General features: G+C 62.7%; 23 protein-coding genes. 4 read left to right on the top strand and 19 right to left on the bottom strand.

Annotated elements, in window-relative coordinates:
* The first annotated feature begins 361 nt into the window (after window positions 1-361).
* Window positions 362-1,591, top strand: a complete 1,230-nt coding sequence (locus tag ACNFCH_RS09375; protein WP_337159313.1) for a nucleoside recognition domain-containing protein — start codon at window positions 362-364, stop codon at window positions 1,589-1,591.
* On the opposite strand, the gene ACNFCH_RS09370 is transcribed toward ACNFCH_RS09375, so the two are convergent.
* The 9 genes from ACNFCH_RS09370 to ACNFCH_RS09330 form a co-directional block, all read right to left on the bottom strand.
* Window positions 1,573-2,196, bottom strand: a complete 624-nt coding sequence (locus tag ACNFCH_RS09370; RefSeq protein ID WP_416742666.1) for an ABC-type transport auxiliary lipoprotein family protein — start codon at window positions 2,194-2,196, stop codon at window positions 1,573-1,575. The two genes, ACNFCH_RS09375 and ACNFCH_RS09370, sit on opposite strands and share 19 nt — an antisense overlap.
* Entirely contained in the window at window positions 2,193-3,131 is a 939-nt protein-coding gene (locus tag ACNFCH_RS09365) for an MlaD family protein (RefSeq protein WP_337159311.1), read from the bottom strand. Before ACNFCH_RS09365 ends, ACNFCH_RS09370 begins: the two co-directional genes overlap by 4 nt.
* A 3-nt stretch (window positions 3,132-3,134) precedes the next feature.
* Window positions 3,135-3,929, bottom strand: coding sequence for an ABC transporter ATP-binding protein (locus ACNFCH_RS09360; RefSeq protein ID WP_337159310.1), 795 nt, complete (start codon window positions 3,927-3,929; stop codon window positions 3,135-3,137).
* The gene (locus ACNFCH_RS09355) at window positions 3,926-5,059 is read right to left on the bottom strand and encodes an MlaE family lipid ABC transporter permease subunit (RefSeq protein WP_337159309.1); all 1,134 of its coding nucleotides are present in this window, start codon (window positions 5,057-5,059) and stop codon (window positions 3,926-3,928) included. The genes ACNFCH_RS09360 and ACNFCH_RS09355 overlap by 4 nt, the downstream gene beginning before the upstream one ends.
* A gap of 85 nt (window positions 5,060-5,144) precedes the next feature.
* Window positions 5,145-6,167, bottom strand: a complete 1,023-nt coding sequence (locus tag ACNFCH_RS09350) for a DUF5924 family protein (RefSeq protein ID WP_416742665.1) — start codon at window positions 6,165-6,167, stop codon at window positions 5,145-5,147.
* A gap of 107 nt (window positions 6,168-6,274) precedes the next feature.
* Complete coding sequence (locus tag ACNFCH_RS09345; RefSeq protein WP_416742664.1) at window positions 6,275-7,681, bottom strand: M16 family metallopeptidase; 1,407 nt, start codon at window positions 7,679-7,681, stop codon at window positions 6,275-6,277.
* A 31-nt stretch (window positions 7,682-7,712) separates the two neighbouring features.
* Window positions 7,713-9,371 (bottom strand): Na/Pi cotransporter family protein, encoded by a 1,659-nt coding sequence (locus ACNFCH_RS09340; RefSeq protein WP_196164297.1) that lies wholly within the window; start codon window positions 9,369-9,371, stop codon window positions 7,713-7,715.
* Window positions 9,372-9,624: 253 nt separating this feature from the next.
* Window positions 9,625-10,395, bottom strand: coding sequence for a TerC family protein (locus ACNFCH_RS09335; protein WP_337159306.1), 771 nt, complete (start codon window positions 10,393-10,395; stop codon window positions 9,625-9,627).
* A 68-nt stretch (window positions 10,396-10,463) separates the two neighbouring features.
* Window positions 10,464-11,771, bottom strand: a complete 1,308-nt coding sequence (locus ACNFCH_RS09330; RefSeq protein WP_196164295.1) for a CitMHS family transporter — start codon at window positions 11,769-11,771, stop codon at window positions 10,464-10,466.
* A 269-nt stretch (window positions 11,772-12,040) separates the two neighbouring features.
* Between ACNFCH_RS09330 and ACNFCH_RS09325 the strand changes: the two genes are divergently transcribed.
* The gene (locus ACNFCH_RS09325; protein WP_337159305.1) at window positions 12,041-12,442 is read left to right on the top strand and encodes a GFA family protein; all 402 of its coding nucleotides are present in this window, start codon (window positions 12,041-12,043) and stop codon (window positions 12,440-12,442) included.
* A 189-nt stretch (window positions 12,443-12,631) separates the two neighbouring features.
* Here ACNFCH_RS09325 and ACNFCH_RS09320 read toward each other — a convergent pair whose 3' ends face one another.
* The 10 genes from ACNFCH_RS09320 to ACNFCH_RS09275 form a co-directional block, all read right to left on the bottom strand.
* Window positions 12,632-14,590 carry a DUF4105 domain-containing protein gene (locus tag ACNFCH_RS09320; protein WP_337159304.1) on the bottom strand — a complete coding sequence of 653 codons (1,959 nt, stop codon included), beginning with the start codon at window positions 14,588-14,590 and terminating at the stop codon, window positions 12,632-12,634.
* The gene (locus tag ACNFCH_RS09315) at window positions 14,587-14,907 is read right to left on the bottom strand and encodes a DUF2388 domain-containing protein (RefSeq protein WP_070091400.1); all 321 of its coding nucleotides are present in this window, start codon (window positions 14,905-14,907) and stop codon (window positions 14,587-14,589) included. The genes ACNFCH_RS09320 and ACNFCH_RS09315 overlap by 4 nt, the downstream gene beginning before the upstream one ends.
* Window positions 14,908-14,943: 36 nt before the next feature.
* Window positions 14,944-15,237, bottom strand: coding sequence for a DUF2388 domain-containing protein (locus tag ACNFCH_RS09310; protein ID WP_196164292.1), 294 nt, complete (start codon window positions 15,235-15,237; stop codon window positions 14,944-14,946).
* 161 nt (window positions 15,238-15,398) lie between these two features.
* Window positions 15,399-15,716: a DUF2388 domain-containing protein gene (locus tag ACNFCH_RS09305; protein WP_043207771.1), complete on the bottom strand. Its 318-nt coding sequence runs from the start codon at window positions 15,714-15,716 to the stop codon at window positions 15,399-15,401.
* A 295-nt stretch (window positions 15,717-16,011) separates the two neighbouring features.
* Window positions 16,012-16,227, bottom strand: coding sequence for a DUF1127 domain-containing protein (locus ACNFCH_RS09300; RefSeq protein ID WP_070091402.1), 216 nt, complete (start codon window positions 16,225-16,227; stop codon window positions 16,012-16,014).
* A 376-nt stretch (window positions 16,228-16,603) separates the two neighbouring features.
* The gene (locus ACNFCH_RS09295) at window positions 16,604-18,097 is read right to left on the bottom strand and encodes an acetyl-CoA hydrolase/transferase family protein (RefSeq protein ID WP_070091408.1); all 1,494 of its coding nucleotides are present in this window, start codon (window positions 18,095-18,097) and stop codon (window positions 16,604-16,606) included.
* Between the two features lie 204 nt (window positions 18,098-18,301).
* Complete coding sequence (locus tag ACNFCH_RS09290; RefSeq protein ID WP_196164291.1) at window positions 18,302-19,738, bottom strand: NAD(P)(+) transhydrogenase (Re/Si-specific) subunit beta; 1,437 nt, start codon at window positions 19,736-19,738, stop codon at window positions 18,302-18,304.
* Window positions 19,739-19,740: 2 nt separating this feature from the next.
* The gene (locus ACNFCH_RS09285) at window positions 19,741-20,055 is read right to left on the bottom strand and encodes an NAD(P) transhydrogenase subunit alpha (protein WP_023631272.1); all 315 of its coding nucleotides are present in this window, start codon (window positions 20,053-20,055) and stop codon (window positions 19,741-19,743) included.
* Between the two features lie 11 nt (window positions 20,056-20,066).
* Window positions 20,067-21,188: a Re/Si-specific NAD(P)(+) transhydrogenase subunit alpha gene (locus ACNFCH_RS09280; protein ID WP_196164290.1), complete on the bottom strand. Its 1,122-nt coding sequence runs from the start codon at window positions 21,186-21,188 to the stop codon at window positions 20,067-20,069.
* 419 nt (window positions 21,189-21,607) lie between these two features.
* Complete coding sequence (locus tag ACNFCH_RS09275) at window positions 21,608-22,525, bottom strand: LysR family transcriptional regulator (protein ID WP_337159303.1); 918 nt, start codon at window positions 22,523-22,525, stop codon at window positions 21,608-21,610.
* A 163-nt stretch (window positions 22,526-22,688) separates the two neighbouring features.
* On the opposite strand from ACNFCH_RS09275, the gene ACNFCH_RS09270 reads away from it, so the two are divergent.
* Both ACNFCH_RS09270 and ACNFCH_RS09265 read left to right on the top strand, forming a co-directional pair.
* Window positions 22,689-23,870: an acyl-CoA dehydrogenase gene (locus ACNFCH_RS09270; protein ID WP_043207786.1), complete on the top strand. Its 1,182-nt coding sequence runs from the start codon at window positions 22,689-22,691 to the stop codon at window positions 23,868-23,870.
* Between the two features lie 14 nt (window positions 23,871-23,884).
* Entirely contained in the window at window positions 23,885-25,105 is a 1,221-nt protein-coding gene (locus ACNFCH_RS09265; protein ID WP_337159301.1) for a CaiB/BaiF CoA-transferase family protein, read from the top strand.
* The last annotated feature ends 387 nt before the right edge of the window (window positions 25,106-25,492 follow it).

The raw sequence follows: 25,492 nt of genomic DNA, 5'->3' as shown, positions 1-25,492 counted from the left end.
GCCCCGACTCGATCGGGGCTTTTTATTGCCTGCTAGCTTTCATGGCCCTTGAGCAAGCTGTACTGCGGCGTCTTGCTCGGCCTACTTAGCTCTGTAGTGCTCTCACTCACAACGCCGTCGCTGTGGGAGTGGGGGGACGCGCCACTTGCTTCGCGGGTAAACCCGCTCCCACAGGTTCGGCGGTGCCCTTGAGTGCAGCGCAGTTGCGATTCGACGCCGGCGTTGTGGGAGCGGGTTCACTCGCGAATAGTCTGGAGCGAGCAACCTAGGGCAGTTATTCGGGTAGGCCCTTCCAATCCCCTGCTCCAGCCCGCGGGCGCGATACGCTATCATTCGGGCATTTTTCTGGGGGAATTCACGGATGCTCAACGGCCTTTGGCTCAGCTTCTTCCTGGTGGCGGCCGTCAGCGCCCTGGCCCAATGGCTGGTCGGCGGCAATGCCGGCATCTTCGCGGCAATGGTCGAAAGTATCTTCGCCATGGCCAAGCTGTCGGTGGAGGTCATGGTCCTGCTGTTCGGTACCCTCACTCTCTGGTTAGGCTTCCTGAAAATCGCCGAACAGGCCGGTATCGTTGAATGGTTGGCCAAGGTCCTGGGGCCGTTGTTCGCCCGTTTGATGCCGGAAGTACCGCCTGGCCACCCTGCCCTGGGCCTGATCACCATGAATTTCGCCGCCAACGGCCTGGGCCTGGACAACGCGGCCACGCCCATTGGCCTGAAGGCCATGCGTGCCCTGCAGGAACTCAATCCCAGCAGCACCACGGCGAGCAACGCGCAGATCCTGTTCCTGGTGCTCAACGCCTCGTCCCTGACGCTGCTGCCGGTGACCATCTTCATGTACCGCGCCCAACAAGGGGCCATGGACCCGACCCTGGTGTTCCTGCCGATCCTGCTGGCCACCAGCGCTTCGACCCTGGTCGGCCTGCTCTCGGTGGCCGTCATGCAGCGTTTGCGCCTGTGGGACCCGGTAGTGCTCGCCTACCTGGTGCCCGGTGCCCTGTTGCTGGGGGCGTTCATGGCCTTTCTCGGCACCCTTTCGGCAACGGCGCTGGCCAGCCTGTCGTCGATCCTGGGCAACCTGACGTTGTTCGGGGTGATCATCCTGTTCCTGGTGATCGGTGCGCTGAGGCGGGTGAAGGTCTACGAGGCCTTCGTCGAGGGCGCCAAGGAAGGGTTCGATGTGGCCAAGAGCCTGCTCCCCTATCTGGTCGCCATGTTGTGCGCGGTCGGTGTGCTGCGCGCCTCCGGCGCCCTCGAGCTGGCGCTGGACGGCATTCGACACGCGGTGGAGTGGATGGGGCTGGACACCCGTTTCGTCGATGGCCTGCCGACGGCGCTGGTCAAGCCGTTCTCGGGCAGCGCGGCGCGAGCCATGCTGATCGAGACCATGCAAACCCACGGCGTCGACAGTTTCCCTGCCCTGGTGGCGGCCACGGTGCAGGGCAGCACCGAGACCACCTTCTACGTGCTGGCGGTGTACTTCGGCGCAGTAGGCATTCAGCGGGTGCGGCACGCCGTGGGGTGTGCCCTGCTCGCCGAGCTCTCCGGTGTGATCGCGGCGATCCTGGTCTGCTACTGGTTCTTCGCCTGAGCCTGACTGGCCTGGGCCACGGTCCAGTTCACCAGTTGCCCGACCAGTTGGTCGCTGGCATTGCCGAAGCCCGCCACGACCGCTGACACGTGTTTGTCAGCCAGCGGCTGGCGCACCTCGAAACGATGGCTGGCGAGGATGCGCTGGCTGCGTCCGTCCACCAGCCGCGCGTCGTAGCGGATCACCACGTCCACCGTGCCGCCTGCGCGGTACTCGCTCTGGAATGCCTGCAGCTCGCCGGCCAGCTCGTAATCGGCCTGCAGGTTGCTGTCATCGGCGCTCAGGCGCTGCACCTGCCCGTCGCGCTGAAAACCATCGAGCAAGCGGTTGCGCATCAACAAGGGCGCCGGATCGCTCCAGCGTGCGCCCTTGTAGCTGCTGATCACATCGCCCTGGGGGATCACTGCGATACGGGGGGTGGCCAAGACCTCACTGGCCAGAGGCTTGTTCAGGCGCAGCGACCAGTCCAGCGTGCTGGCGGTGCGGGAGGGTTGGTTCACCGGCAGACGATAGATGTCCACCGGATCGGTCTTGGGCAGGATCGAGCAGGCTGTGGCCAGGCTCAAGGTGGCCACCCCCGCCAGAAGGCGCAGCGACGGTCTCATGGCTGGAACTCCTTGTTGTTGTCGCGGCCCAGCAGGTAGCCGCTCGGGTCGGCCTCCAGGCGCCGGGAGATGCCTTTGAGTGCGTTGAGGGTTTCGCGCAGTTCACGGATGGCCGGCGCCAGTTGGTTCAAGCCTTGGGCACCCCCATCGATGGCCTCGCGGTTGTCGTTGAGCATCTGGTTGATGGTCTCGGTACTTTCGGCCAGCGACTGCATGGCCTGCTCGGCGCTGTCGATGGCCTGCTTGCCTTCGTTGCCGATCAGGGTGTTGGCGTTGCGCATCAAGGCCTGGGTCTCGGCCAGGGTTGCATTGGCCTGCTTGCCGACCTGGGCCAGTTGATCGATGGCCTGACTGATGCCGCCTTTGTGGCTGGCGAAGGTGCCGGTGGTCTGCTCAAGGTTGGCCAGGGTGTTGCTCAGACGCTCGATGTTGTCGTCGGAGAACATCTGGTTGGCGTTGTGCAGCAACAGGTTGATGTTGGTCACCAGGTCGCTGCTGTCGTTGAGCAGGCGCGAAATGGGCGATGGCGAGGCGACGATCACCGGCAGCTTGCCGTCCTTGCCCTTGAGTTCGGGGCTTTTCGGCGTGCCGCCGCTGAGCTGGATGAACGAGTTGCCGGTGACGCCGGCCAGGGTCAGCTTGGCCTGGGTGTCTTCCTTGACCGGCGTGTCGGCGCTCAGGCGGATGCGGGCCAGCACTCGGCGCGGGTCCTTGGGGTCCAGGCGCAGGGTGCTGACGTCGCCGACCTTGATGCCGTTGTACTGCACTGGGCTGCCCCGCGACAGACCGGACACCGCTTCGTTGAACACCACTTCGTAATCCTTGAAGGTGTCGTCGACGCTCGATTTGGTCAGCCACAGGCCGAACAGCATGGCGCCGGCCACCACCAGGACGGTGACCAGGCCGATCAGGACATGATGAGCTCGGGTTTCCATTGTTCAGCGCTCCTGCCCGGCGCTGGTGGCGGCTTGCTCGGCCGCCCGCCCACGCGGGCCATGAAAGTATTCGTGGATCCAGGGGTCGTCGGTCTGCTCGACCTGGGCCAGGGGGCCGGCCACCAGCACTTTTTTCTGTGACAGCACGGCGACCCGGTCTGTGATGGTGTAGAGGGTGTCCAGATCGTGGGTGATCAGGAACACCGAAAGGCCCAGGGCGTCGCGCAGGGTCAGGATCAACTGGTCGAATGCGGCGGCGCCGATCGGGTCGAGACCGGCGGTGGGTTCGTCGAGAAAGAGGATATCCGGGTCGAGCGCCAGGGCTCGGGCCAGGGCCGCGCGCTTGATCATGCCACCGGACAGCGAGGAGGGGTACTTGTCGGCGGCGGAAATCGGCAGGCCGGCCAGGGCCAGCTTGACGCCGGCCAGGTGTTCGGCGTCGGCGCGGGAGAGCCCGGCGTGTTCGATCAATGGCAGGGCCACGTTCTCGGTGACCGTGAGCGAGGAAAACAGCGCGCCCTTCTGGAACAGTACGCCAAAGCGCCGCTCCACCTGGGAGCGCTGCTCGCTGTTGAGTGTCGCCAGGTCCTGGCCGAACACCTTGACCTGCCCTTCGTTGGGCCGGCGCAGGCCGATGATGCTGCGCAGCAATACCGACTTGCCGCTGCCCGAGCCGCCGACCACGGCGAGGATCTCGCCGCGGTACAGATCCAGGTCGAGGTTTTCGTGCACGCTCTGGCTGCCGAATCGGTTGCACAGGCCCCGGGCTTCGATTACCGCGTCGCGTACGCCATTCACCAGCCCATCTCCATGAAGAACAGCGCGGCCACGGCGTCGAGCACGATCACCACGAAGATCGACTGCACCACGCTGGAGGTGGTATGCGCGCCAACCGATTCGGCGCTACCGCTGACCTTGAAGCCTTCCAGGCAGCCGATGGCGGCGATCAGGAAGGCGAAGAAAGGCGCCTTGACCAGGCCGACGATGAAGTGCTGCACGCCGATGTCGCTCTGCAGCAGTGACAGGAACATCGCCGGCGAGATACCCAGGGACAGGGCGCAGACCACAGCACCACCGACGATGCCGCAGATCATCGCCACGAAGGTCAGCAGCGGCAGGGAAATCAGCAAGGCCAGCACCCGCGGCACCACCAGCAGTTCGATGGGGTTGAGCCCCAGGGTACGGATGGCGTCGATCTCTTCGTTGGCCTTCATCGAGCCGATCTGGGCGGTGAAGGCGCTGGCGGTGCGCCCGGCCATGAGGATGGCGGTCAGCAGCACGGCGAATTCCCGCAGGAAGGAGAATGCCACCAGATCCACGGTGAAGACCGTGGCGCCGAAGTCTGCCAGCACCGTGGCGCCGAGAAACGCCACCACCGCGCCCACCAGGAACGTCAGCAGCGCCACGATCGGGGCGGCGTCCAGGCCGGTCTGCTCGATGTGCGCGACCACCGGCGTGACCCGCCAGCGGTGCGGCTGCAAGGCCCGGCGGGCGAGGGTCTCGAGGACCAGGCCGATGAAACCGAGCAACTGCCGGGTGTCCTGCCAGAGTGTGGCGACGGCGCAGCCGATGCGCTCGAGCAACAGCAGTAGGACCGGGCGCTCGGCTTCCTTGACCGGGATGCAGTAGTCCTGCACCGAGCAGTAGACGTTCTTGAGCAAGGCGCGGCTGGCTTCGGGAAGATCATTGGTGCAGTGCGAAAGGCGCTCGGAGCCGAGCAGTTCGGCCAGCAGCGAGGCGCCGGCGGTGTCGAGCCGGCCCAGCTGGCTCAGGTCGGCGATCGTATCGTCGCCATACTGCGAGCGCAGCCGCTCGCTCTCGCGCTTGAGGCTGGCGTAGTGGGCCAAGGTCCAATCACCGGCGATGCGCAGGCAGGCCGGTTGGCTGCTGGTGTCCAGGGTGGCGCTGGGGGTGGTCATAGGCTCCATGCATCTGACAGGGCGCGAGGCGTCGACTCAGATCATAGCGCACCAGAGCGGCTGGGGCTGCCAGGCTGTCGTTCGCCCCCTAGGCTCACGGTGCGGGCGCGTCGTCGAGCACCTTGAAGCGCAGCACGCCAATCACCTGGCCATCTTCGGTCAGTACCCTCACCTGCCACTTGCCCACCGGATTGGGCGGGAAATTCTGCTTATGGGTCCAGGCCCGATAGCCTTCCTTGCGCCCGCCATGGATGTCCAAGGCAATGCGGTCGACTTCTTTGCCGTTCAACTGCCACACATGGTAGATGCGCTCGTTCAGGCCGCGCGGGGCATTGATCGCCGTATAGGCATACAGGCCGCCACTGCGGATGCGGCTGACGGGAACTTCATCCAGAGAGTCGCCGGGCTGGCGGTTCTGCACTTCGGTACTGACCGCCACCTCGGTCATCCACAGGGTCGCTGGGGGTACCCAGGAGCGCAACAGCCAACCGCCGCCGCCGACGGTCAGGGTCACCAACACCAGGGCCACTGCACGCCGCCAGTTGTTGATCGGGAAACTGCTGGCCAGGCTCGGGAACGACAGCGCCATGGCGGCGATCAATGCCAGCTTGAAGCTTTGCGCAGTGGTCAGGTGCAGGATGATCGGCAACGCCGTCAGCAAGGCGGCGAACAGCGTCAGGGTGTGCAGTGCCAGGAACAGCCAGCGTCGGGGGGCGAGCCATTTGTAGTACAGCGGGTCGATGATCGAAATGAGACCCGCCGCGCCGAGCAGGCCTGTGAACACCAGTTGGCCACTGTTCCAGGTGGTGGTGATGAAGAAGAACGGCAGGACGAAGAACAGGCTTTCCTGGTGGATCATCTGCGTCGCATAGCGCAACAGCGGTTGGGGAATCTCCCGCTTGAAGACCTTGGTGAACAGGCCGGTCAGGGTGTTTTCCAGCATCAGCCAGACCCAGCTGACCAGCATGAGGACCGCCACCCAACTGGCGAGGCTGGCCTGGCGATCGACGAGGATGAAGCTGCCGATTCCGGACAGGAAGCCACCCAGCGCGATGACGCCGGGGTAGCGCTTGAGCAGCTCGATCACACGGATGACGAAAGTGGGGATTGGGGGCATGGAATCAATGAACACAGCAGGAGAATGGGAGGCCTGGAGCCCGCGTGCCGGTCAGCCCCGCAGTGGGGCTGAGCTGGCACGATGATATGTCACAGGATACCGTCGAATCAGGGCTTGCGTGTAGCGCCGTCGGGCTCGGGCACCGAATGGCGTCGCAGGCGCAGCAGGCCCACGGCGAGGATCACCCCCAGCAGCAACGCAAGCAGCCCATAGAGCTCGTCGAAGCCCAGCAGCGGTTTTTCGATGCGCAGATAGCCGGGTTCCTTGAGCATGGCGCGCAAGGTGGCATCGGCTTGCTTGAGGCTCACCTGGCGCAGCTTGCGCGCCGAGTCACGGAAGCGCCCATCGTTGTAGTCGTTGAGCGCACCCCAGTAGTAGTCCGCCAGGGCGCTGTTGCCTTGGGTGCTCCAGCTTTCACGGGCGATGGCCGCGTCCTTGATGCGGGCGAAGGTGTCCGGGTCCAGGCCGTTCTTGCGCAGATGATCGAACAACTGCTCCATCACCTTGATCGCGTGGTCGACATCCTGGCGCTCGAGGTCCGCGTTCAGGGCCAGCATGCCGGTATCGCCAAAGCTCTCGCGCCGCACCGACGGTCCATAGGACAAGCCATGGCGCAGGCGCAGTTGGTCGTAAAGGGCCCAGTCCAGGTAACGCGAGAGCAGATCGAGGGTGGCGTTCTGGTCGTTGTCGGTCGCAGGCTCGATGAACAGCCAATGCAGCTTGACGCTGTCACCCAGCCAGCCGCGGGTCAGGTCGCGGCGCTGCTCGGCCTGTTGGGTGATGGTGTCGAGGGTGCGACGGTCGCCCGGCTCGGTGGCCGGCAGTTCGCCGTAGGTGCGCTCCAGATAGGCCGGCAGCAGGCGGTCCAGGCCGCCGACCACGATCAGGGTCATGTTGTTGGCGGCATACCAGTGTTCGCGCAGGGTTTTCACCTGTTCCAGGGTCATGTCATCGATATTGGAGCGTTCAGCGCATTTCAGGCCCAGCTCCACGGCCAGCTGGTCGCTGCCCGGGTGGCCGATGTCCTGACGGTCGAGCCAGCGTTGCAGGTGGCCATAGTGGCCGCCGTCCTCGCGTTCGATGATCTTTTTCGCGGTCGCCAAGGCTTTGGCATCGATACGGGTATCGCGGATCACCGACAGCAACAGGTCGAGGACCTTGCGCTGATTGCGTGCCGGCGCTTCGATCACGAAGGTGGTGTCGGCACTGCTGGTGTAGGCATTCCACTCCCCGCCCAGCGATTGCAGACGCTCTTCAAGGCCACCTTCGCCGGTGTCGTCGATGCCGCTGAACAAGAGGTGTTCGAGCAGGTGTGGCAGTTCCTTCTGATCGCAGTCGAAGTCATCCAGGCCGACGCCTACCACCAGGCGAATGGCCACGTGATCGCGCTCATAGCCGGACTTGAGGATCACCTGCAGACCATTGGGCAACAGGTAGCCCTCCACCCGCGAACGATCGAGGGCAAGCGAGGGCAGGCTGCAGATCAGCAGGCAAACGAACATCAGGCAACGCATCGGCGAGCTCGGGTCTCCAGGTGTGCGGGTTTCAGGACAGGCGGGCTTCGTCCGGCACGCTGTCGAGCAGAAGTCCGCCCGTATCCGCGCCGCCCAGTACGACATAGGCACTGCTGCAGAACAAAGAGTTCAATCGCTTCATGTCGGCGATCAGCTCCAAGTGTAGCGAACTGGTCTCGATACTTTGCACCACTTTACGTTGCAGGCGGCTGACATGGGCATGGGCCAGGCGCCGCTCCTGTGCACGGAAACGGCGTTTCTCGCGCAGCAGCAGGCGGGCACTCTCGGGGTCTGCGCTGAGGAACACTGACAAGCCCAGGCGCAGGTTGGCCAGCAATTGCTCCTGAAGGCCGGTGAGTTCCTCCAACCCCACCTGGGAAAACTCCCGGCGCTGCGAGGTCTTTTGCTGCTGGACCTTGCGCAGCATGCGCTCGATCAGGTCGCTGGCGAGCTTGAGGTTGATGGCCAGTTCGATGATCTCGGCCCAGCGCCGATTGTCCTGTTCGCTGAGGTCTTCGCGGGTCATCTGTGCCAGGTACAGCTTGATGGCGCTGTACAAGGCTTCTGCGTCCTCGCCGAGGGCACGCACCTGCTGCGGCAGCGCGGTCTGCGTGCCACGAAGAGCGCCGAGCATGGCTTCGAGCAGGTTGTCCACGATATCGCCCAGGCGCAGGGTCTCGCGGGCTGCGTTGGCCAGGGCCAGGCTTGGCGTACCCAAGGCGGTAGCGTCCAGGTGGCGTGCCTTGATCGGGCCATTGCCGTTTTCGCGTTCTGGCAGCAGCGAGCTGCACAACCGGCCCATGGGTTTGACCGTGGGCAGCATGACCAGGCAGCGCAGCGTGTTGTAGAGCAGGTGGAAGCCGATCACCAGTTCCTGGGGGCTGAAGCTCAGCGAGTCCATCCAGTCGACCAGCGGATGCAGCACGGGAATGATCAGCACCAGACCGATCAGCTTGTACAGCAAGCTGCCCAGGGCGACCCGTCGGCCGGCGGAGTTCTGCATGCTGGTGGTCAGGAATGCCAACAGACCGCTGCCGATGTTGGCGCCCACCACCAAGCCGATCGCCACCGGCAGGCTGATGACCTCGGCGCCCGCCAGGGTGGCGGTGAGCAGCACGGCGGCTAGGCTGGAATAGGACACCAGGGCGAACAAGGCGCCCACCAGGGCATCGAGCATGATGTCGCCGGTCAGCGAGGCGAACAGCACCCGCACGCCTTGGGCATGGGTGATGGGCGCCGCGGCCTGCACGATCAGTTGCAGGGCCAGGATGATCAGGCCCAGGCCGATCCCGACACGCCCGAGTTGGCCGGCGCGGGTCTGTTTGCGCGAGAGGAAGAAGATCACCCCGAGGAAGATCAGCAGCGGCGACAGCCATGACAGGTCGAAGGTCAGCACCCGCGCCATCAGCGCAGTGCCCACATCGGCGCCCAACATGATCGCCAGTGCCGGGGTCATGGCCATCAGCCCCTGCCCCACGAACGACGTCACCAGCATGGCGGTGGCGTTGCTGCTCTGCACCATGGCGGTGACCAAGATGCCAGCGACAAAGGCCAGCGGGCGCTTGCTCATGTTCTGGCTGAGCACCCGACGCAGGTTGGAGCCGTACACCCGCAGGATGCCGGTACGCACGATATGCGTGCCCCACACCAGCAAGGCCACGGCGGACAGCAGGTTGAGCAGGGTCAGCATGTTCGGGGCCCCCTTGTTGCCTTGTGCCCCAGGCTGGGGCCAATAGGTGAAGCTGTGAGCCTGGCCCGGGGGTGGGCTTTTTTGTGGGCTCACTGAAGCTTTAGTTGTTTTGCGGACCTGCCGCCAGCTTCGCATGCTCGCCAGGCATTTGAAACATTTGAGTCATGAAAGGGCTGTCATCAAGCCTGGGGAACTTCGCGCCAAGAACGAGAAAGGGCCACAAAGGGCCCTTTCTTTCCTGCGCTTTCTGATCTTATTGACCCGGAATGTCCTTGCGCAGTTTCACCGGCTCATGCTCCTTGCCCTGCTTTCGTGCCAAGGCGGTGCGCATGCGGATGTTGATCGCTTCCACTGCCAGGGAGAACGCCATGGCGAAGTAGACATAGCCTTTTGGTACATGCACGTCGAAGGATTCTGCGATCAGCACGGTACCGACCACGATCAGGAACGACAGCGCCAGCATTTTCAGCGAGGGGTGCTTGTCGATGAAGTCACTGATGGTGCCAGCGCAGAGCATCATCACCAGCACGGCAACGACGATGGCGGCGATCATCACCGGTACGTGGGAGACCATGCCGACGGCGGTGATCACCGAGTCCAGCGAGAACACGATGTCGATGATGGCGATCTGGATGATGGTATAGAAGAACTTGCCGCCAGCGCCTTTGGGTTCTTCGGCATTCTCGTCCTCGCCTTCGAGGCCGTGGTAGATCTCCTGGGAGCTTTTCCACAGCAGGAACAGGCCACCGAAGAACAGGATCAGGTCGCGCCCCGAGATACCCTGCTCGAACACGACGAACAGGTCGTCGGTCAGGCGCATCACCCAGGTGATCGACAGTAGCAGCATGATGCGCGTCACCATGGCCAGGGCCAGGCCGAAGATCCGCGTGCGCGGCTGCATGTGCTTGGGCATGCGGCTGACCAGGATCGAGATCATGATGATGTTGTCGATACCAAGAACGATCTCAAGCGCCGTCAGAGTAAAAAAGGCAACCCAGATTTCCGGGCTGGTCAGCCATTCCATGTGTTTTCCTTCGAACGATAGGGCGACGCACCCAAGTGGGTGCGTCGCGGTTGAATAGTGCGCGTTTCTTACAGACTGCTGAACAGCGGGAAAATCCCCATGAGCAGCGCGGCGAGCATTATGCACAGGCACACGAGCACTGCCCACTTGAGTGTGAAGCGCTGGTGATCGCCGAATTCGATACCCGCCAGGGCCACCAGCAGGTAGGTAGAGGGTACCAAGGGGCTCAGCAGGTGTACCGGCTGTCCGACGATCGACGCGCGGGCCATTTCCACCGGGGTGATGCCATAGTGGCTGGCCGCTTCCGAGAGCACCGGAAGAACCCCGTAGTAGAAGGCGTCGTTGGACATGAAGAAGGTGAACGGCATGCTGACGATCGCTGTGATCACTGCCAGGTACGGCCCGAGTGCGTCGGGAATCACCGCCAGCAAACTCTTGGACATGGCCTCGACCATGCCGGTGCCGGAGAGGATGCCGGTGAAGATACCGGCAGCGAAAATCAGCCCGGTCACGGCCAGTACGCTGCCGGCGTGGGCGGCGATGCGGTCTTTTTGCTGCTGCAGGCACGGGTAGTTGACGATCATCGCGATGCTGAAGGCGATCATGAACAGCACCGGCAGCGGCAAGGCACCGGCGATCAGGGCGACCATCAGCGCAGCGGTCAGGGCGCCGTTGAACCAGATCAGCTTGGGCCGACGGGCCTCTGGGAACTGCGAAACGGTGATCTCGCTGTGGTCGATGTCGTCGGTGGGCAGGTGCAGTTCGCCCAGACGGGCCCGTTCGCGCTTGCCGTACAGGTAGGCGATGGCCAGGATCGCCAGCACGCCGAACGCCATGGCCGGGATCATCGGCACGAAGATATCGGACGGATCGACGTGCAGGGCGCTGGCGGCCCGGGCGGTGGGGCCTCCCCAGGGGGTCATGTTCATCACGCCACCGGCGAGGATGATCAGGCCGGCCATGATCCGTGGGCTCATCCCCAGGCGGCTGTAGAGCGGCAGCATGGCGGCGCAGCAGATCATGTAGGTGGTGGCGCCGTCGCCGTCGAGCGAGACCACCAGGGCCAGCACTGCGGTACCGACTGACACTTTGAGCGGGTCACCCTTGACCAGCTTGAGGATCTTGCGAACGGCTGGGTCGAACAGGCCCGAGTCGATCATCAGGGCGAAGTAGAGAATGGCGAACATCAGCATCACGCCGGTGGGCGCGAGCTTGCTGATGCCTTCGAGCATCATCGGGCCGATGTGGCTGTAGAAGCCGCCGAACAGGGCGAACAGGATCGGTACCAGGATCAGCGCGATCAAGGCGGAAAGGCGCTTGGTCATGATCAGGTACATGAACGAAATGACCATGGCGAAGCCGAGGAAGGTCAGCATGGCAGTACTCCAGGCGTTACGCTGCGAAAGGAAAGTCGATTCGGGCGGATCAGCGCATCAAGCGCTGCGCGGGGAGTAGCCGGAGGGGTACAGCGAACAGGCGGGCACAGGAAAACATCGGGTATCACCATTGTTGTTGTTGATTGGGCCGGGCGCGGAAACTTCCGGATGCCCTGGCTGACCGGTCTGCTGCCGGTAGTGGGGCTATCCTATTGGCGGAAGCTTTCAGCCAGCTTTCGGCTGGCGCCAGGCGACAGGAGGTAGTGCGGATGGCTGACGTGATGGAAGGAGGCTGCCATTGCGGCGCCCTGCGCTATCGCCTGCAAGGCGATCTGACGGACATTGCCCATTGCCACTGCTCGATCTGCCGGCGGGTCAGCGGTGGTCTGGTGGTGACCTGGCTTACCCTGCCCCGCGACGCTTTCACATGGCTGGCGGGCACGCCGGGCTGTTATGTCGCTCCGGCCAGTTGCAGCCGCTACTTCTGCTCGAACTGTGGGGCTCATGTGGCGCTGGTGACGACGCACAGCCCCGAAAGCATCGATGTCACGGTGGCGACCCTGGACCACCCGGAGCGCGTGCGGGCCAACCGACATATCTGGACCAGTAGCCGGCTGCCTTGGCTGCACTTGGATGAGGATTTGCCTGGGGAATCGGAGGAAAGTCCCTAGCGTTGGGGGGGGCAGTTGCCGAGCCTGGCGGGCAACGGCGGGCCTGACGTATCGGAAGTGGCAGGTTTACGGGCGCTTTGCGCCCGATCGCGGCGCAAGGCCGCTCCTACAAGTAGTGCGCTGTTCTCAGGATTTGCGCAGGACCTGTGGGGTTTACCCGCGAACGAGGCGCCATCGTCCCGAACTGTGTCAGGGAAGCTGCAAGCCGCCCGCCGCCTTGTGCAGGGCCCGCAAATGTACGCCGATCTGCTTCACGTTGGCCTCCACCGCGGCAATCTCCTTGGCCCGCGACGGCTCCAGCAATGCCCGTACTTCCTTGTCCAGGTCGGTGCTCAGGCGCAGCAATTGGGCCTGGCGCTCGCTGCTGATCTTCTCGAGCTGTTTGCGCTCTTCGGGTTGCGGCAAGCCGTAGCCCTTGTCTTCCAGCAACTCCGCCGGGCGGCTGAGGAAGCCGCTGTTGGCGAGCATCTTCTGCAAGGTTTCGTTGGCCTTGGAGATGCTGCCGTCCTTGAGCGCGGTGGCGTTCAGGTAACGTTGCTTGACCTCGTCCTGGGCCAGCAGCAACTGGCGACGCAGGCTGGCCTGCTCGAGCAGCAGCAATGCGGCGCTGGTGCGAAGATCGGCCTGCTGGAACCAGGCGCTACGGTCCTTGGCATCCAGGGCCAGCCAATCCTCGACTTTGTTTTGTTTGATCGGCAGCTGCTTTTTCAGCACATCGAACATCGCCTGGTAGCGTTCGCGGTAGGAGTCGAAGCGATAACCCAGACGTAGGGCCTCGCGTGGGTCATCCAGGACACTGGTGTCGGCCAGCCCTCGTCCTTTGAGCACTTCCAGAAGGCCATTGGGCATGATGCTGTCCAGGTCGTTCAGACGAGGGTTACCCGTGCCGCTGCGCAACAGCTTCAGGGACTCGACCGCACAGTTGTTGGACAGGAAGTAATAGTTTCCGTCGTAGCTCCAATGAATCTCGGCGGCCTGGCGCACCAGGCTCTCGACCTCCTGGCGGCTGAGCTTGAGCGGGATCGACGCCAGGCTGCGCAGTTCGGTCTTGGTGTACTCGTCGATCACCTGGCTCAACGGCAGCACGAACAGGCGCGAGGGGTAGGCACCGGTCAGGCCATCCCAGCTGGACAATTGCACGTCGTTGACGAACGCCCGGTACGACAGCACCAGGTGTTGGTCCAGGTCCAGCCGACAGTCTGGGCCGCGTGGCCTGCCCGGGGCGCAGATCACCAATCGCAGCATGCTATGGCCCCAACGGCTCACCCAGTTCTGGTTGGCTTCGGCCAGCAGGTAATCGACTTCATAGACCCGCTCCGGGTCGATCTCCCCTAGGGGTTGGCGGGCGAAATCGGTCCCGGCATTGAGAAATGGCAGGCCGCTGACGCAGTCGTTCTGCGACGGGGCCCAGCCAAAGTGGTCGCGCAGGTACTGATTCAACGCCGGGCGCCGGCAGGCGTAGCTCGGGTCAAGGAGGAAATACTCCATGTTGACCGCAACGAACTCCTTGGGGCTGCTCAGCTCGTAACTGTCGGGGCTGCGGGCCAGCTGGCCATTGTGTTGCTCGCGTTCTCCACGGCGGCCGACATATTGCGGCCAGCCGGCCAGATCGAGCAGGCGCGGGTCATCGCTCAGGGTGAAGCGCCGTTCAGCCTGGCCACGGCACTGCTCCGGCAGACCAATCTTGCCCAAGGTGCCCTGCTGGCGCTTGCAACGGGTGATCACTTGGCGTTCGGCCACAGGCCACAGGCGGGCGCGGTCATAGATATGCGTCAGCTCGTGAAGCACCGTGGCCAGCAGTTCTTGGCGGACCGTGCCGTGAGGGCGGCCGGTCTGCTTGTTGGCCGCGCTGCCATCGGTGAGGCTGGGCAGCAGGCGACGGTTCAGCTCCAGGGTCGCGACCGGGGACGCCTGGCCGTAGGCGTCGGCGGGCATGCGCTCGCTCCAGCTGACCTGGATGCGTCGATCCAGTTGCTGCTTGAAGCGAGGGGGAAGCTTGTCCATGGCCTCATCGAGCAGGGCTTGGGAGGCCTGCTGCTGCTGGGGATCGAGGCCGGCGGCCTGCAGCTCGAGCTGCAGGCCTGCCAGGGCGGGCGTGCCGAGCAGCGTCAGAATGCAGCCCAGCAGCCAGGCACGCACGTGGTTCACAGGGCGAGGATGGCTTCGGCCAGTACCTGATCGCTGGCATCGCGTGCTTCTGGGACGCGCTGGCGTAGGGTGTCGAAGGCGGCCTCGAGCTGCGCGCCGCGAATATCGCCATTGCTGGCGACGAAGCTGGCGGCATCGTCGTGGGCTTGTTGCACGACTTTGGAGTCGCGGATGGATGTGGTGGTGTCAGAGGTGAAATCGATCGAACGGCCAAAGGCACGGACGATGATATTGCTGGTGGCCACCAGGGTTTGTGCCTGGGCCAGGTCGGCCAGCAACAGCATGCCGAGGGCAGCGGCGATCAGCGGTTTACGCATGGAGCATCTCCGGAAGATACAAGGAGTCAGACATGTTCATTGGACGAGAATTGCCTCGGCCAGTTCACGGTCACCGACAGAATGGTACCCATGGGCATGACGCAGCGACTCGAGTGCCGCCTGCAGGCGTGAACCGCGGATCAGACCGTCGGTGGCAACGAAGGTTGCGGCGTCATCGCGGGCCTGGGTGACCAGCTTGCGGTCGAACGGCGCGGAGGTCACCTTGCTGGTGACGTAACCGCTGGCGACCAGGCTCTGGGTGGTGACATCCATGGCATGGGCGCTTCCCACGCCGATGAGGGCGAACAGTAACGGCAACAAATAACGCATGGAGTTCTGAAGGCGACGGAGGTGAACGGCGAAGGCTACCCCGGATACGTCGGCCAAGGCCAGTGTGTCCGGCTTGAGTGGGGCCGCTGTGCAGCCCTCGCGGGAAAACCCCTGCCACTGGCATTGGCCAGCACCTTGGGGCCTGCCCGCGTTAGGCAGTGTCAGAGCGCGAGGATGGCCTGGGCCAGTTGCGCGTCGCTGGCCTGCAGGCTTGGCAACTGCTGGCGGATGTGGATGAACGCGCTTTCGAGCTTGGCGCCACGGATGGCACCCTCGCTGCCGACGAAGGTCGCGGCATCGTCGCGGGCAGCCTGGACGATCTTGCTGTCACGGAACGAGGAGGAAAGGTCGGAGGTGGCATCGGTGGAAGCAGCTACGCCGCGCACGACCGTGTCGGTGGTGACGACGAAGCTGGTGGCGTTGGCGGTGCCGGCCAGGGCCAGCAGCAGGGCGGCGCCGATGAGGTGTTTACGGGACATGGTCGTGGACTCCTGCGTAAGGGTCTGGGTGGTTCTGGTTATCGGGTGCACGCTCGGCTCGTCGCGATGCTTTCAACCAAGCGGCTGAATAGAGCGTATCACGCGGCAGTGGTGCAGCGGTCAATTGCAAGGGCTTGGCGCTGAACTGTTACGGTAAAAAACAAGTAAAGCAAAACTGTAATGGTTGTGGTCGTGATCAGCGGACTAGAGCCCTGCAAAACAAAAAGCCCGTCGCGGTTTCCCACGGCGGGCTTTTGGAATTCTAGGGTGCCGGCCGAAGCCAGCGAGCCCGGGCTTAGCGCCAGAACGGCTTGCTCAGCTCTTCGAAACGCTGGGACTCGGTGATACCGGCGTCAGCCAGCAGACGACCGTCCAGGCGAGCCAGCTGACGGCGGCTGCTGACACGACGCTGCCACAGCAGCAGGGTCGACAGGGCGCGCAGAGGCAGCGAAGCGTGGGAGGCTTGAGCGTTGTTTTCGAAAACCAGATCGGAACTGAGGGTACGTTCCATGATGTGTCATCCTTCCGCTTATGGCGGCATTAGGTAGTGATTTAACTGATGCCAATGATCCTCCTGTGTCGTCCAGAACAGTAGATACAGTTCACCAGTATTGCAATGAGTCAGTTAACTGTCTAAGGCGACTGTTGCACTCGAATTTGGCGAAACTGTACTGGTGCGCACCTGTTTGGTGCGCAAATGACAGAGAAGGAATCTTGGGAAGGAAAAAAGCGAGGTTTATAGCAGTACAGTAGTACAGTTTTTAATGGTTGTGACCGCAACAGCGGGGAAACTGTGTTGCTCACAAATACAATCGCGGGACAGTCCCGCTCTCACAGCAGTGAGGGAGGGCTTGTCCCGCGACGGGCGCAAGGCGGACTGTGCTGGATCAGCTGGCGAGCATGCGCCCGCTTTCTTCCAGGTTTTCGTGCCAGCTCAACGCCTCACGCAGAATATGCGGAGTGTGGCCGCCACGCTGGCAAGCGCGGTCGAAGTAGTCGTTCAGTGCGGCGCGGTAATCCGGATGCACGCAGTTGTCGATGATCGCCCGGGCGCGCTCGCGCGGTGCCAGGCCACGCAGGTCGGCCAGACCTTGTTCGGTGACGAGGATGTCCACGTCATGCTCGGTGTGGTCCACATGGCTGACCATTGGTACCACGCTGGAAATCGCGCCGCCTTTGGCGATCGACTTGGTGACGAATACAGCCAGGTGGGCGTTGCGGGCGAAATCGCCGGAGCCGCCAATGCCGTTCATCATTTTGGTGCCGCAGACGTGAGTGGAGTTGACGTTGCCGTAGATGTCGAACTCCAACGCTGTGTTGATGCCGATGATGCCGAGGCGACGCACCACTTCAGGGTGGTTGGAGATCTCCTGTGGGCGCAGCACCAGCTTGTCCTTATAGCGCTCCAGGTTGCCGAACACATCGGCGTTGCGGCGGGTCGACAGGGTGATCGAGCTGCCCGAGGCAAAGCGCAGCTTGCCGGCGTCGATCAGGTCGAAGGTCGAATCCTGCAGTACTTCGGAGTACATGGTCAGGTCTTCGAACGGTGATTCGATCAGGCCGCACATGACCGCGTTGGCGATGCTGCCGATGCCGGCCTGTAGCGGACCGAGCTTGTTGGTCATACGGCCGGCATCCACTTCACGCTTGAAGAAGTCGATCAGATGGTCGGCGATGGCCTGGGTTTCGTTGTCCGGCGGCAGCACGGTAGACGGCGAGTCAGGCTGGTCGCTGATCACGATGCCGACGATCTTGGCCGGGTCGATCGGGATCGCGGTGCTGCCGATACGATCATCGACTTTAACCAGTGGGATCGGTGTACGCGTTGGGCGATAGGTCGGGATATAGATGTCGTGCAAGCCTTCGAGGTTGGCGTTGTGCGACAGGTTGATTTCGACGATCACCTGCTTGGCGAAGATCGCGAAGCTGGCCGAGTTACCCACGGACGTAGTCGGGACGATATGGCCTTGTTCGGTGATCGCCACGGCCTCGATGACCGCAATGTCCGGCAGCTTGAGCTGTTGGTTGCGCAGTTGCTCGACGGTTTCCGACAGGTGCTGGTCGATGAACATCACCTGGCCGTCGTTGATGGCCTTGCGCAGGGTGCTGTCTACCTGGAACGGCATGCGGCGGGCGAGCACGCCAGCCTCGGTCAGCTGCTTGTCCAGGTCGTTGCCCAGGCTGGCGCCGGTCATCAGGCTGATCTTCAGGGGCGACTGCTTGGCGCGTTCGGCCAGGGCATGTGGCACGGCCTTGGCTTCGCCGGCGCGGGTGAAGCCGCTCATGCCGACGGTCATGCCGTCCTGGATCAGGCCAGCGGCATCAGCCGCACTCATTACCTTGCTGTGCAGGGAGGACAAGCGGATACGATCACGGTACATGGATTGTTATCTCGGGCTACTGAAGCTACTGGAGCGCAGTCTAGAGATTTCGCCCGTTGCCGTCCCACGACCATGGTCGTAGGCGAAGGCTGGATTTAGAGCCGTTGATCTGGATCATGCAAATGAAAAACCCCCGGGCATGACGCCCGGGGGTTCTATGGGATTGCCAGCGCTTCTATATAGAAGCGCTGGTGGGGCCGGTGATCACTCCACGGCCTTGACCATGTCTTCGATCACTTTCTTGGCATCCCCGAACACCATCATGGTCTTGTCCAGGTAGAACAGCTCGTTGTCCAGGCCTGCATAGCCGCTGGCCATGGAGCGCTTGTTGACGATGATGGTCTTGGCCTTGAACGCCTCGAGAATCGGCATGCCGGCGATCGGCGACTTGGGGTCGTTCTTCGCTGCCGGGTTGACCACGTCGTTGGCGCCCAGCACCAGGACTACGTCGGCCTGGCCGAATTCGGCGTTGATGTCTTCCATCTCGAAGACCTGGTCGTACGGCACCTCGGCTTCGGCCAGCAGCACGTTCATGTGCCCAGGCATACGCCCTGCCACGGGGTGGATCGCGTACTTCACGGTCACGCCATTGTGGGTCAGCTTCTCGGTCAGCTCCTTGAGCGCGTGCTGGGCGCGGGCCACCGCCAGGCCGTAGCCAGGCACGATGATCACGCTGTCGGCGTTGCTGAGCAGGAAGGTCGCATCGTCGGCCGAGCCGGACTTCACCGGACGCTGCTCCTGGGAGCCAGCGCTGGCACCGGCATCGGTATCACCGCCGAACCCACCGAGGATGACGTTGAAGAATGAACGGTTCATCGCCTTGCACATGATGTACGAGAGGATCGCGCCGCTGGAGCCGACCAGGGAGCCTGCGATGATCAGCATCGAGTTGTTCAGCGAGAAGCCGATACCGGCCGCCGCCCAGCCCGAATAGCTGTTGAGCATCGACACCACCACCGGCATGTCGGCGCCACCGATCGGAATAATGATCAGCACGCCCATGATGAACGCCAGCGCGAGCATCAGGGTGAAAGCACTGTAATGGCCAGTGAACGTGAACAGCAGGCCCAGGGCGATGGTGGCCAGGCCCAGGATCAGGTTCAGCTTGTGCTGGCCGGCGAACTGTACCGGTGCGCCTTGGAACAGGCGGAACTTGTACTTGCCCGACAGCTTGCCGAAGGCGATGACCGAGCCGGAGAAGGTGATGGCACCAATCGCCGCGCCCAGGAACAGCTCCAGGCGGTTACCGGTGGGGATCGGGTCGCTGATGCTGGCGACAATGCCCAGCGACTGCGGCTCGAGCACTGCGGCAATGGCGATGAACACCGCGGCCAGGCCGATCATGCTGTGCATGAAGGCTACCAGCTCGGGCATCTTGGTCATCTCGACGCGCTTGGCCATGATCGAACCGGCACTGCCGCCGATCAACAGGCCGACGATCACGTAGCCGATGCCAGCGGTGGCCAACTCGGCACCGAGCTTATAGATGAGGCCCACGGTGGTGAGGATCGCGATTCCCATGCCGATCATGCCGAACAGGTTGCCCCGGCGTGAGGTGGTCGGGTGCGAGAGGCCCTTGAGCGCCTGGATGAAGCAGATCGAGGCGACCAGGTAGAGAAGCGTTACCAGATTCATGCTCATGCTTACTTCTGCCCCTCGTTCTTGGTTTTCTTCTTGAACATTTCCAGCATGCGGCGGGTGACCAGGAAGCCACCGAACACGTTGACCGCCGCCAGGGCCACGGCCAGGGTGCCCATGACCTTGCCTGCCGGGGTCACGGTCAGGGCGGCGGCCAGCATGGCGCCCACGATGACGATCGCGGAGATGGCATTGGTGACAGCCATCAGCGGTGTGTGCAGCGCCGGGGTGACGTTCCAGACCACGTGGTAACCGACATAGATGGCCAGCACGAAAATGATCAGGTTGTAGATGCCATGGGAAATCAGCATGTCTTCCATTGTCGTGCTCCTTAACCGTTCTTGCGCACGACCTGGCCGTCGCGGCACATCAGGCACGCGGCGACAATGTCGTCTTCGAGGTTGATCACCAGCGCGCCGTCCTTGTCGAACAGCAGCTTCATGAAGTCCAGCAGGTTGCGTGCGTACAGCGCCGAGGCATCGGCAGCGACCTGGGCTGGCAGATTGGTCGGGCCGACGATGGTCACGCCCTGCGCCATCACCACTTGGTCCGCTACGGTCAGTGGGCAGTTACCGCCTTGGGCGGCGGCCAGGTCGATGACCACCGCGCCGGGCTTCATCTGGGCGACGGTTTCGGCGCTGAGCAGCGTCGGCGCCTTGCGCCCTGGAATCAGTGCGGTGGTGATGACGATATCGGCCTGCTTGGCGCGCTCGTGCACAGCCTGAGCCTGGCGTTGCATCCAGCTGGCCGGCATGGGGCGGGCATAGCCGCCGACGCCTTCGGCGCATTCGCGCTCCTCGTCGGTCTCGTAGGGCACGTCGATGAACTTGGCGCCCAGGGACTCGATCTGCTCCTTTACGGCCGGGCGCACGTCCGACGCCTCGATCACCGCACCCAGGCGCTTGGCCGTGGCGATGGCCTGCAGGCCCGCGACGCCGGCGCCGAGGATCAGCACGCGTGCGGCTTTCACCGTACCGGCGGCGGTCATCAGCATGGGCATGAAGCGTGGATAGTGATGAGCCGCCAGCAACACGGCCTTGTAACCGGCGATGTTGGCCTGGGACGACAACACGTCGAGACTCTGGGCACGCGACGTGCGCGGCGCAGCCTCGAGGGCGAAGGCGGTGATACCGCGCTCGGCCATCTTGGCGATCATGTCGTTGTTGAACGGGTTGAGCATGCCCACCAGCAGCGTACCGCTGTTGATCTGGGCAAGCTCCTGATCACTGGGCGCGACGACCTTGAGCACCAATTGCGCGCCGAAGGCATCGGCGGCGTTGCCCAGGGAAGCGCCTGCGGCCTCATAGGCACTGTCCGGAATGCTGGCATTGAGCCCTGCCCCCCGTTGGACGGTGACCTGATGACCCTGGCCAACCAGCTTCTTGATGGTTTCCGGGGTGGCGGCGACCCGCGTTTCGCCCGTCTGCGTCTCGAGAGGAACACCAATGTGCACGACTTATTCTCCTGCGGTGACCTTTTGTCTTTGTTGAAGCCAGCGCACTTCGGGTGGTGCGTCTGGTGCGGCCGTTCAGCACGAACCCGCCGGTTCCGGGGCGGGCCGAGCATTTTGCAGACGAACCGAAGGGGCTTCAACCGGTTCTGAAGCGATACGAAGCCAAAACTACAAGTCACCCTGTGACCGTATGTCGCAACAAGCTGGAAGCAGCCCGTCAAACAAAGGGTATTCGGAGATTACGAGAAAAACTGCAATTTTTTGTAGGCGTTTCGCGGATGCGTTCGTAGATGTCGCAAATAAGCTCTGAAAGCCGCGTGTTTGGCAGGCTTGAAGGCATTTTTGATGCAACCCGAACAGTTTTCGTATTCGCGACAAATCCTTATATCTGTAGGTGTTTAAAATAATTGACTACAGGGTCAGGTTCGCATGTCGTCACGAGGTGTCGCGGTGTAGTGCTCGGCCTGCTGCACCAGCCAGTCGCGGAAGGCTCGTAGCGATGCGGATTCCAGCTTGCGGTCTGGGATCATCAGGTAATAGGCCTTAGCGCTGGTCAGGGTATGGCGGTTGGCGATCACCAGCCTGCCCTCCTCCAGCTCGCGCTGAATCAGGAATGGCGGGATCAGGGCGATACCCATCTCGTGCATGGCTGCTTGAGCCAGCATCGAGAATAGCTCATAGCGCGGGCCTGTCATGTCGCGCTCCACGTTCATGTCCAGATGCCCGAACCATTGCCGCCAGGCATAGGGCCGGGTGGTTTGCTGCAGTAGTGGCAGCTCGGCGATACGCCGCGGGTCCAAGCTGCCCTGCCCCTCCAGCAGCGCCGGGCTGCACACCGGCACGGGGTTTTCGCCCATCAGGCGGTGGGATTGGGTGCCAGACCAGTCCCCATCGCCGAAATAGATGGCTGCATCGAAGGCCGTATCGGCGAAGAGGAAGGGGCGCGTGCGGTTGGTGAGGTTCACCGTGACGTCCGGGTGACGTTGCTGGAAGTCCTTCAGGCGCGGCAGCAGCCATTGCGTGCCGAAGGTCGGCACCACGGCGAGCTCGATCACGTTCGCACCCTGCTGGCGCATTACCGACAAGGTATCGCGCTCGACGGCATCGAGTTGGGCGGCCACCTGGCGACTATAGGACAAGCCCGCTTCGGTCAATTTCACCCCTCGGCGGGAGCGGCGGAACAGCTCGACATTCAAAAAAGCTTCGAGACCACCGATTTGCCGACAGACGGCGCCTTGGGTCAGGGCCAGTTCCTGGGCCGCCTTGGTGAAGCTCTCGTGGCGTGCGGCCGCCTCGAAGCAAACCAATGCCGTGGTGCTGGGAATCTTGCGGCGCATGTACGTCAACCTCACTTGTAAGGCGGATAATCTGGCGATTTTCAGTTTTACGAAGTGAGAAAATATCACTAATCGGTGCGCAATCCTCGTTTGTCCAGACGGCCGATCAGGCCTAGGATCAAGGCACAAGAAACTCCGCTTCCCTATTTCGAGGTATTCGCTCATGGCCGGTAAAGCAAGCTTCAACTGGATCGACCCGCTGCTGCTGGATCAGCAGCTCACTGAAGAAGAGCGCATGGTCCGTGACAGCGCTTATCAGTTCGCCCAGGACAAGCTGGCACCCCGTGTGCTGGAAGCCTTCCGTCACGAGCAAACCGACCCTGCGATCTTCCGCGAGATGGGTGAAGTCGGCCTGCTGGGCGCTACCATCCCGGTCGAATACGGTGGCAGCGGATTGAATTACGTTTGCTATGGCCTGATTGCCCGTGAAGTGGAGCGCATCGACTCCGGCTATCGCTCGATGATGAGCGTGCAGTCGTCGCTGGTGATGGTGCCGATCAACGAGTTCGGCAGCGAAGCGCAGAAACAGAAATACCTGCCCAAGCTCGCCGCCGGTGAGTGGATCGGCTGTTTCGGCCTGACCGAGCCGAACCACGGCTCCGACCCAGGCTCGATGATCACCCGTGCGCGCAAGGTCGACGGCGGCTACCGCCTGACCGGCAGCAAGATGTGGATCACCAACAGCCCGATCGCCGATGTCTTCGTGGTGTGGGCCAAGGATGATGCCGGTGATATCCGCGGCTTCATTCTCGAAAAGGGCTGGGAAGGCCTGAGCGCCCCGGCAATCCACGGCAAGGTCGGCCTGCGCGCCTCGATCACCGGTGAGATCGTCATGGATAACGTTTTCGTGCCTGAAGAGAACATGTTCCCTGAAGTCCGCGGTCTGAAGGGCCCGTTCACCTGCCTTAACTCGGCCCGCTACGGCATTTCCTGGGGCGCCCTCGGTGCAGCCGAGGCCTGCTGGCACACTGCTCGCCAGTACACCCTGGACCGCAAGCAGTTCGGTCGCCCGTTGGCTGCCAACCAGCTGATCCAAAAGAAGCTCGCCGACATGCAGACCGAGATCACCCTGGCGCTTCAGGGCTGCCTGCGGCTGGGTCGGATGAAGGACGAAGGCACCGCGGCGGTGGAAATCACTTCCATCATGAAGCGCAACTCCTGCGGCAAGGCCCTGGACATCGCGCGAATGGCGCGTGACATGCTCGGTGGCAATGGTATCTCCGACGAGTTCGGCGTTGCCCGTCACCTGGTCAACCTCGAGGTGGTCAACACCTATGAAGGTACCCACGACGTGCATGCGCTGATCCTGGGTCGTGCGCAGACTGGTATCCAGGCGTTCTATTGATAGAGGAGCCGGCCATGGGTGCGCTATCACATTTGCGGGTGCTGGATCTTTCGCGCGTGCTGGCGGGCCCTTGGTCCGGTCAGATCCTTGCCGACCTTGGGGCCGATGTGATCAAGGTCGAACGTCCCGGCACGGGGGACGATACCCGCTCGTGGGGCCCGCCCTTCCTCAAGGACGCTCAGGGCGAGAACACCACCGAGGCCGCCTATTACCTGTCGGCCAACCGCAATAAGCGTTCGGTGACCATCGACTTCACTCAGCCCGAAGGTCAGCGCCTGGTGCGCGAGCTTGCGGCAAAGTCGGACATCGTCATCGAGAACTTCAAGGTGGGGGGGCTGGCCGCCTATGGGCTGGATTACGCGAGCCTGAAGGCGGTCAACCCGAAGCTCATCTATTGCTCGATCACCGGTTTCGGTCAGACAGGTCCTTATGCCAAGCGGGCCGGTTATGACTTCATGATCCAGGGGCTCGGCGGGCTGATGAGCCTGACAGGTCGCCCGGAAGGTGAAGAAGGCGCGGGACCCATCAAGGTGGGTGTCGCTCTGACGGACATTCTGACGGGGTTGTATTCGACCGTGGCGATCCTGGCCGCCCTCGCCTATCGCGACCAGACTGGCGTCGGCCAGCACGTAGACATGGCGTTGTTGGATGTTCAAGTGGCTTGTCTGGCCAACCAGGCGATGAACTACCTGACGACAGGTGCCCCGCCACGGCGGCTGGGCAATGCGCACCCTAATATCGTGCCTTATCAGGACTTCCCGACGGCGGATGGCAACTTCATCCTCACCGTGGGCAACGACGGACAGTTCCGCAAGTTTGCCGAAGTGGCGGGTCAGCCACAGTGGGCAGACGACCCGCGGTTCGCCACCAACAAGCAGCGCGTGGCCCATCGTGCGGAGCTGATTCCCTTGATTCGCCAGGCCACGGTGTTCAAGACCACGGCCGAGTGGGTTGCTGAGCTGGAAAAGGCAGGCGTGCCTTGCGGCCCGATCAACGATCTGGCGCAGATGTTCCAGGATCCGCAGGTGCTGGCGCGTGGGCTGGCATTGGATCTTGCTCATCCCTTGGCTGGAACCGTCCCGCAGGTCGCGAGCCCCATTCGGTTGTCCGAAACGCCGGTGGAGTATCGTCAGGCGCCCCCATTGCTGGGTGAGCACACCAATGCGGTGTTGGAGGAGGTATTGGGGATAGATGTCGAGGCCGTGCAGCGCTTGCGAGGCGCTGGGGTGATCTGAAGCGCTGTCCATCTATATAGATAAGCGGGGAGGCCGTCAGGCCTCCCCGCTTTGCTTTTCAGCGATATGAAAGTTTTTTGAAAATAAGTGTTGACGGGGTTTCGAATCCCCTTATAATGCGCCCCACTTCCGACGCAGTCGAAACGCAAAACTCCTTGAGAATCAAATAGTTGAGCGCTTCAGGTAGTCTCGGAAGGGCTTCGATCTTCTGATCGGCAGCGGTGAAAAAGGCAGTTGACAGCAGGTTTTAACGCTGTATGATTCGCCTCCCGCTATGAGAGATCGCAGCGAGTTAAGCGGTTGAAGTTGAACGGGTTTCTCGGAAAAAACTTCAAAATAAACGCTTGACAGACTTAGAGGAAAGCGTAGAATGCGCGGCCTCGGTTG

The organism is Pseudomonas sp. NY15354 (assembly GCF_048068075.1).
GTDB classification, from domain to species: Bacteria; Pseudomonadota; Gammaproteobacteria; order Pseudomonadales; family Pseudomonadaceae; genus Aquipseudomonas; species Aquipseudomonas guariconensis_C.
This window is presented reverse-complemented; position numbering and strand designations above follow the sequence as displayed.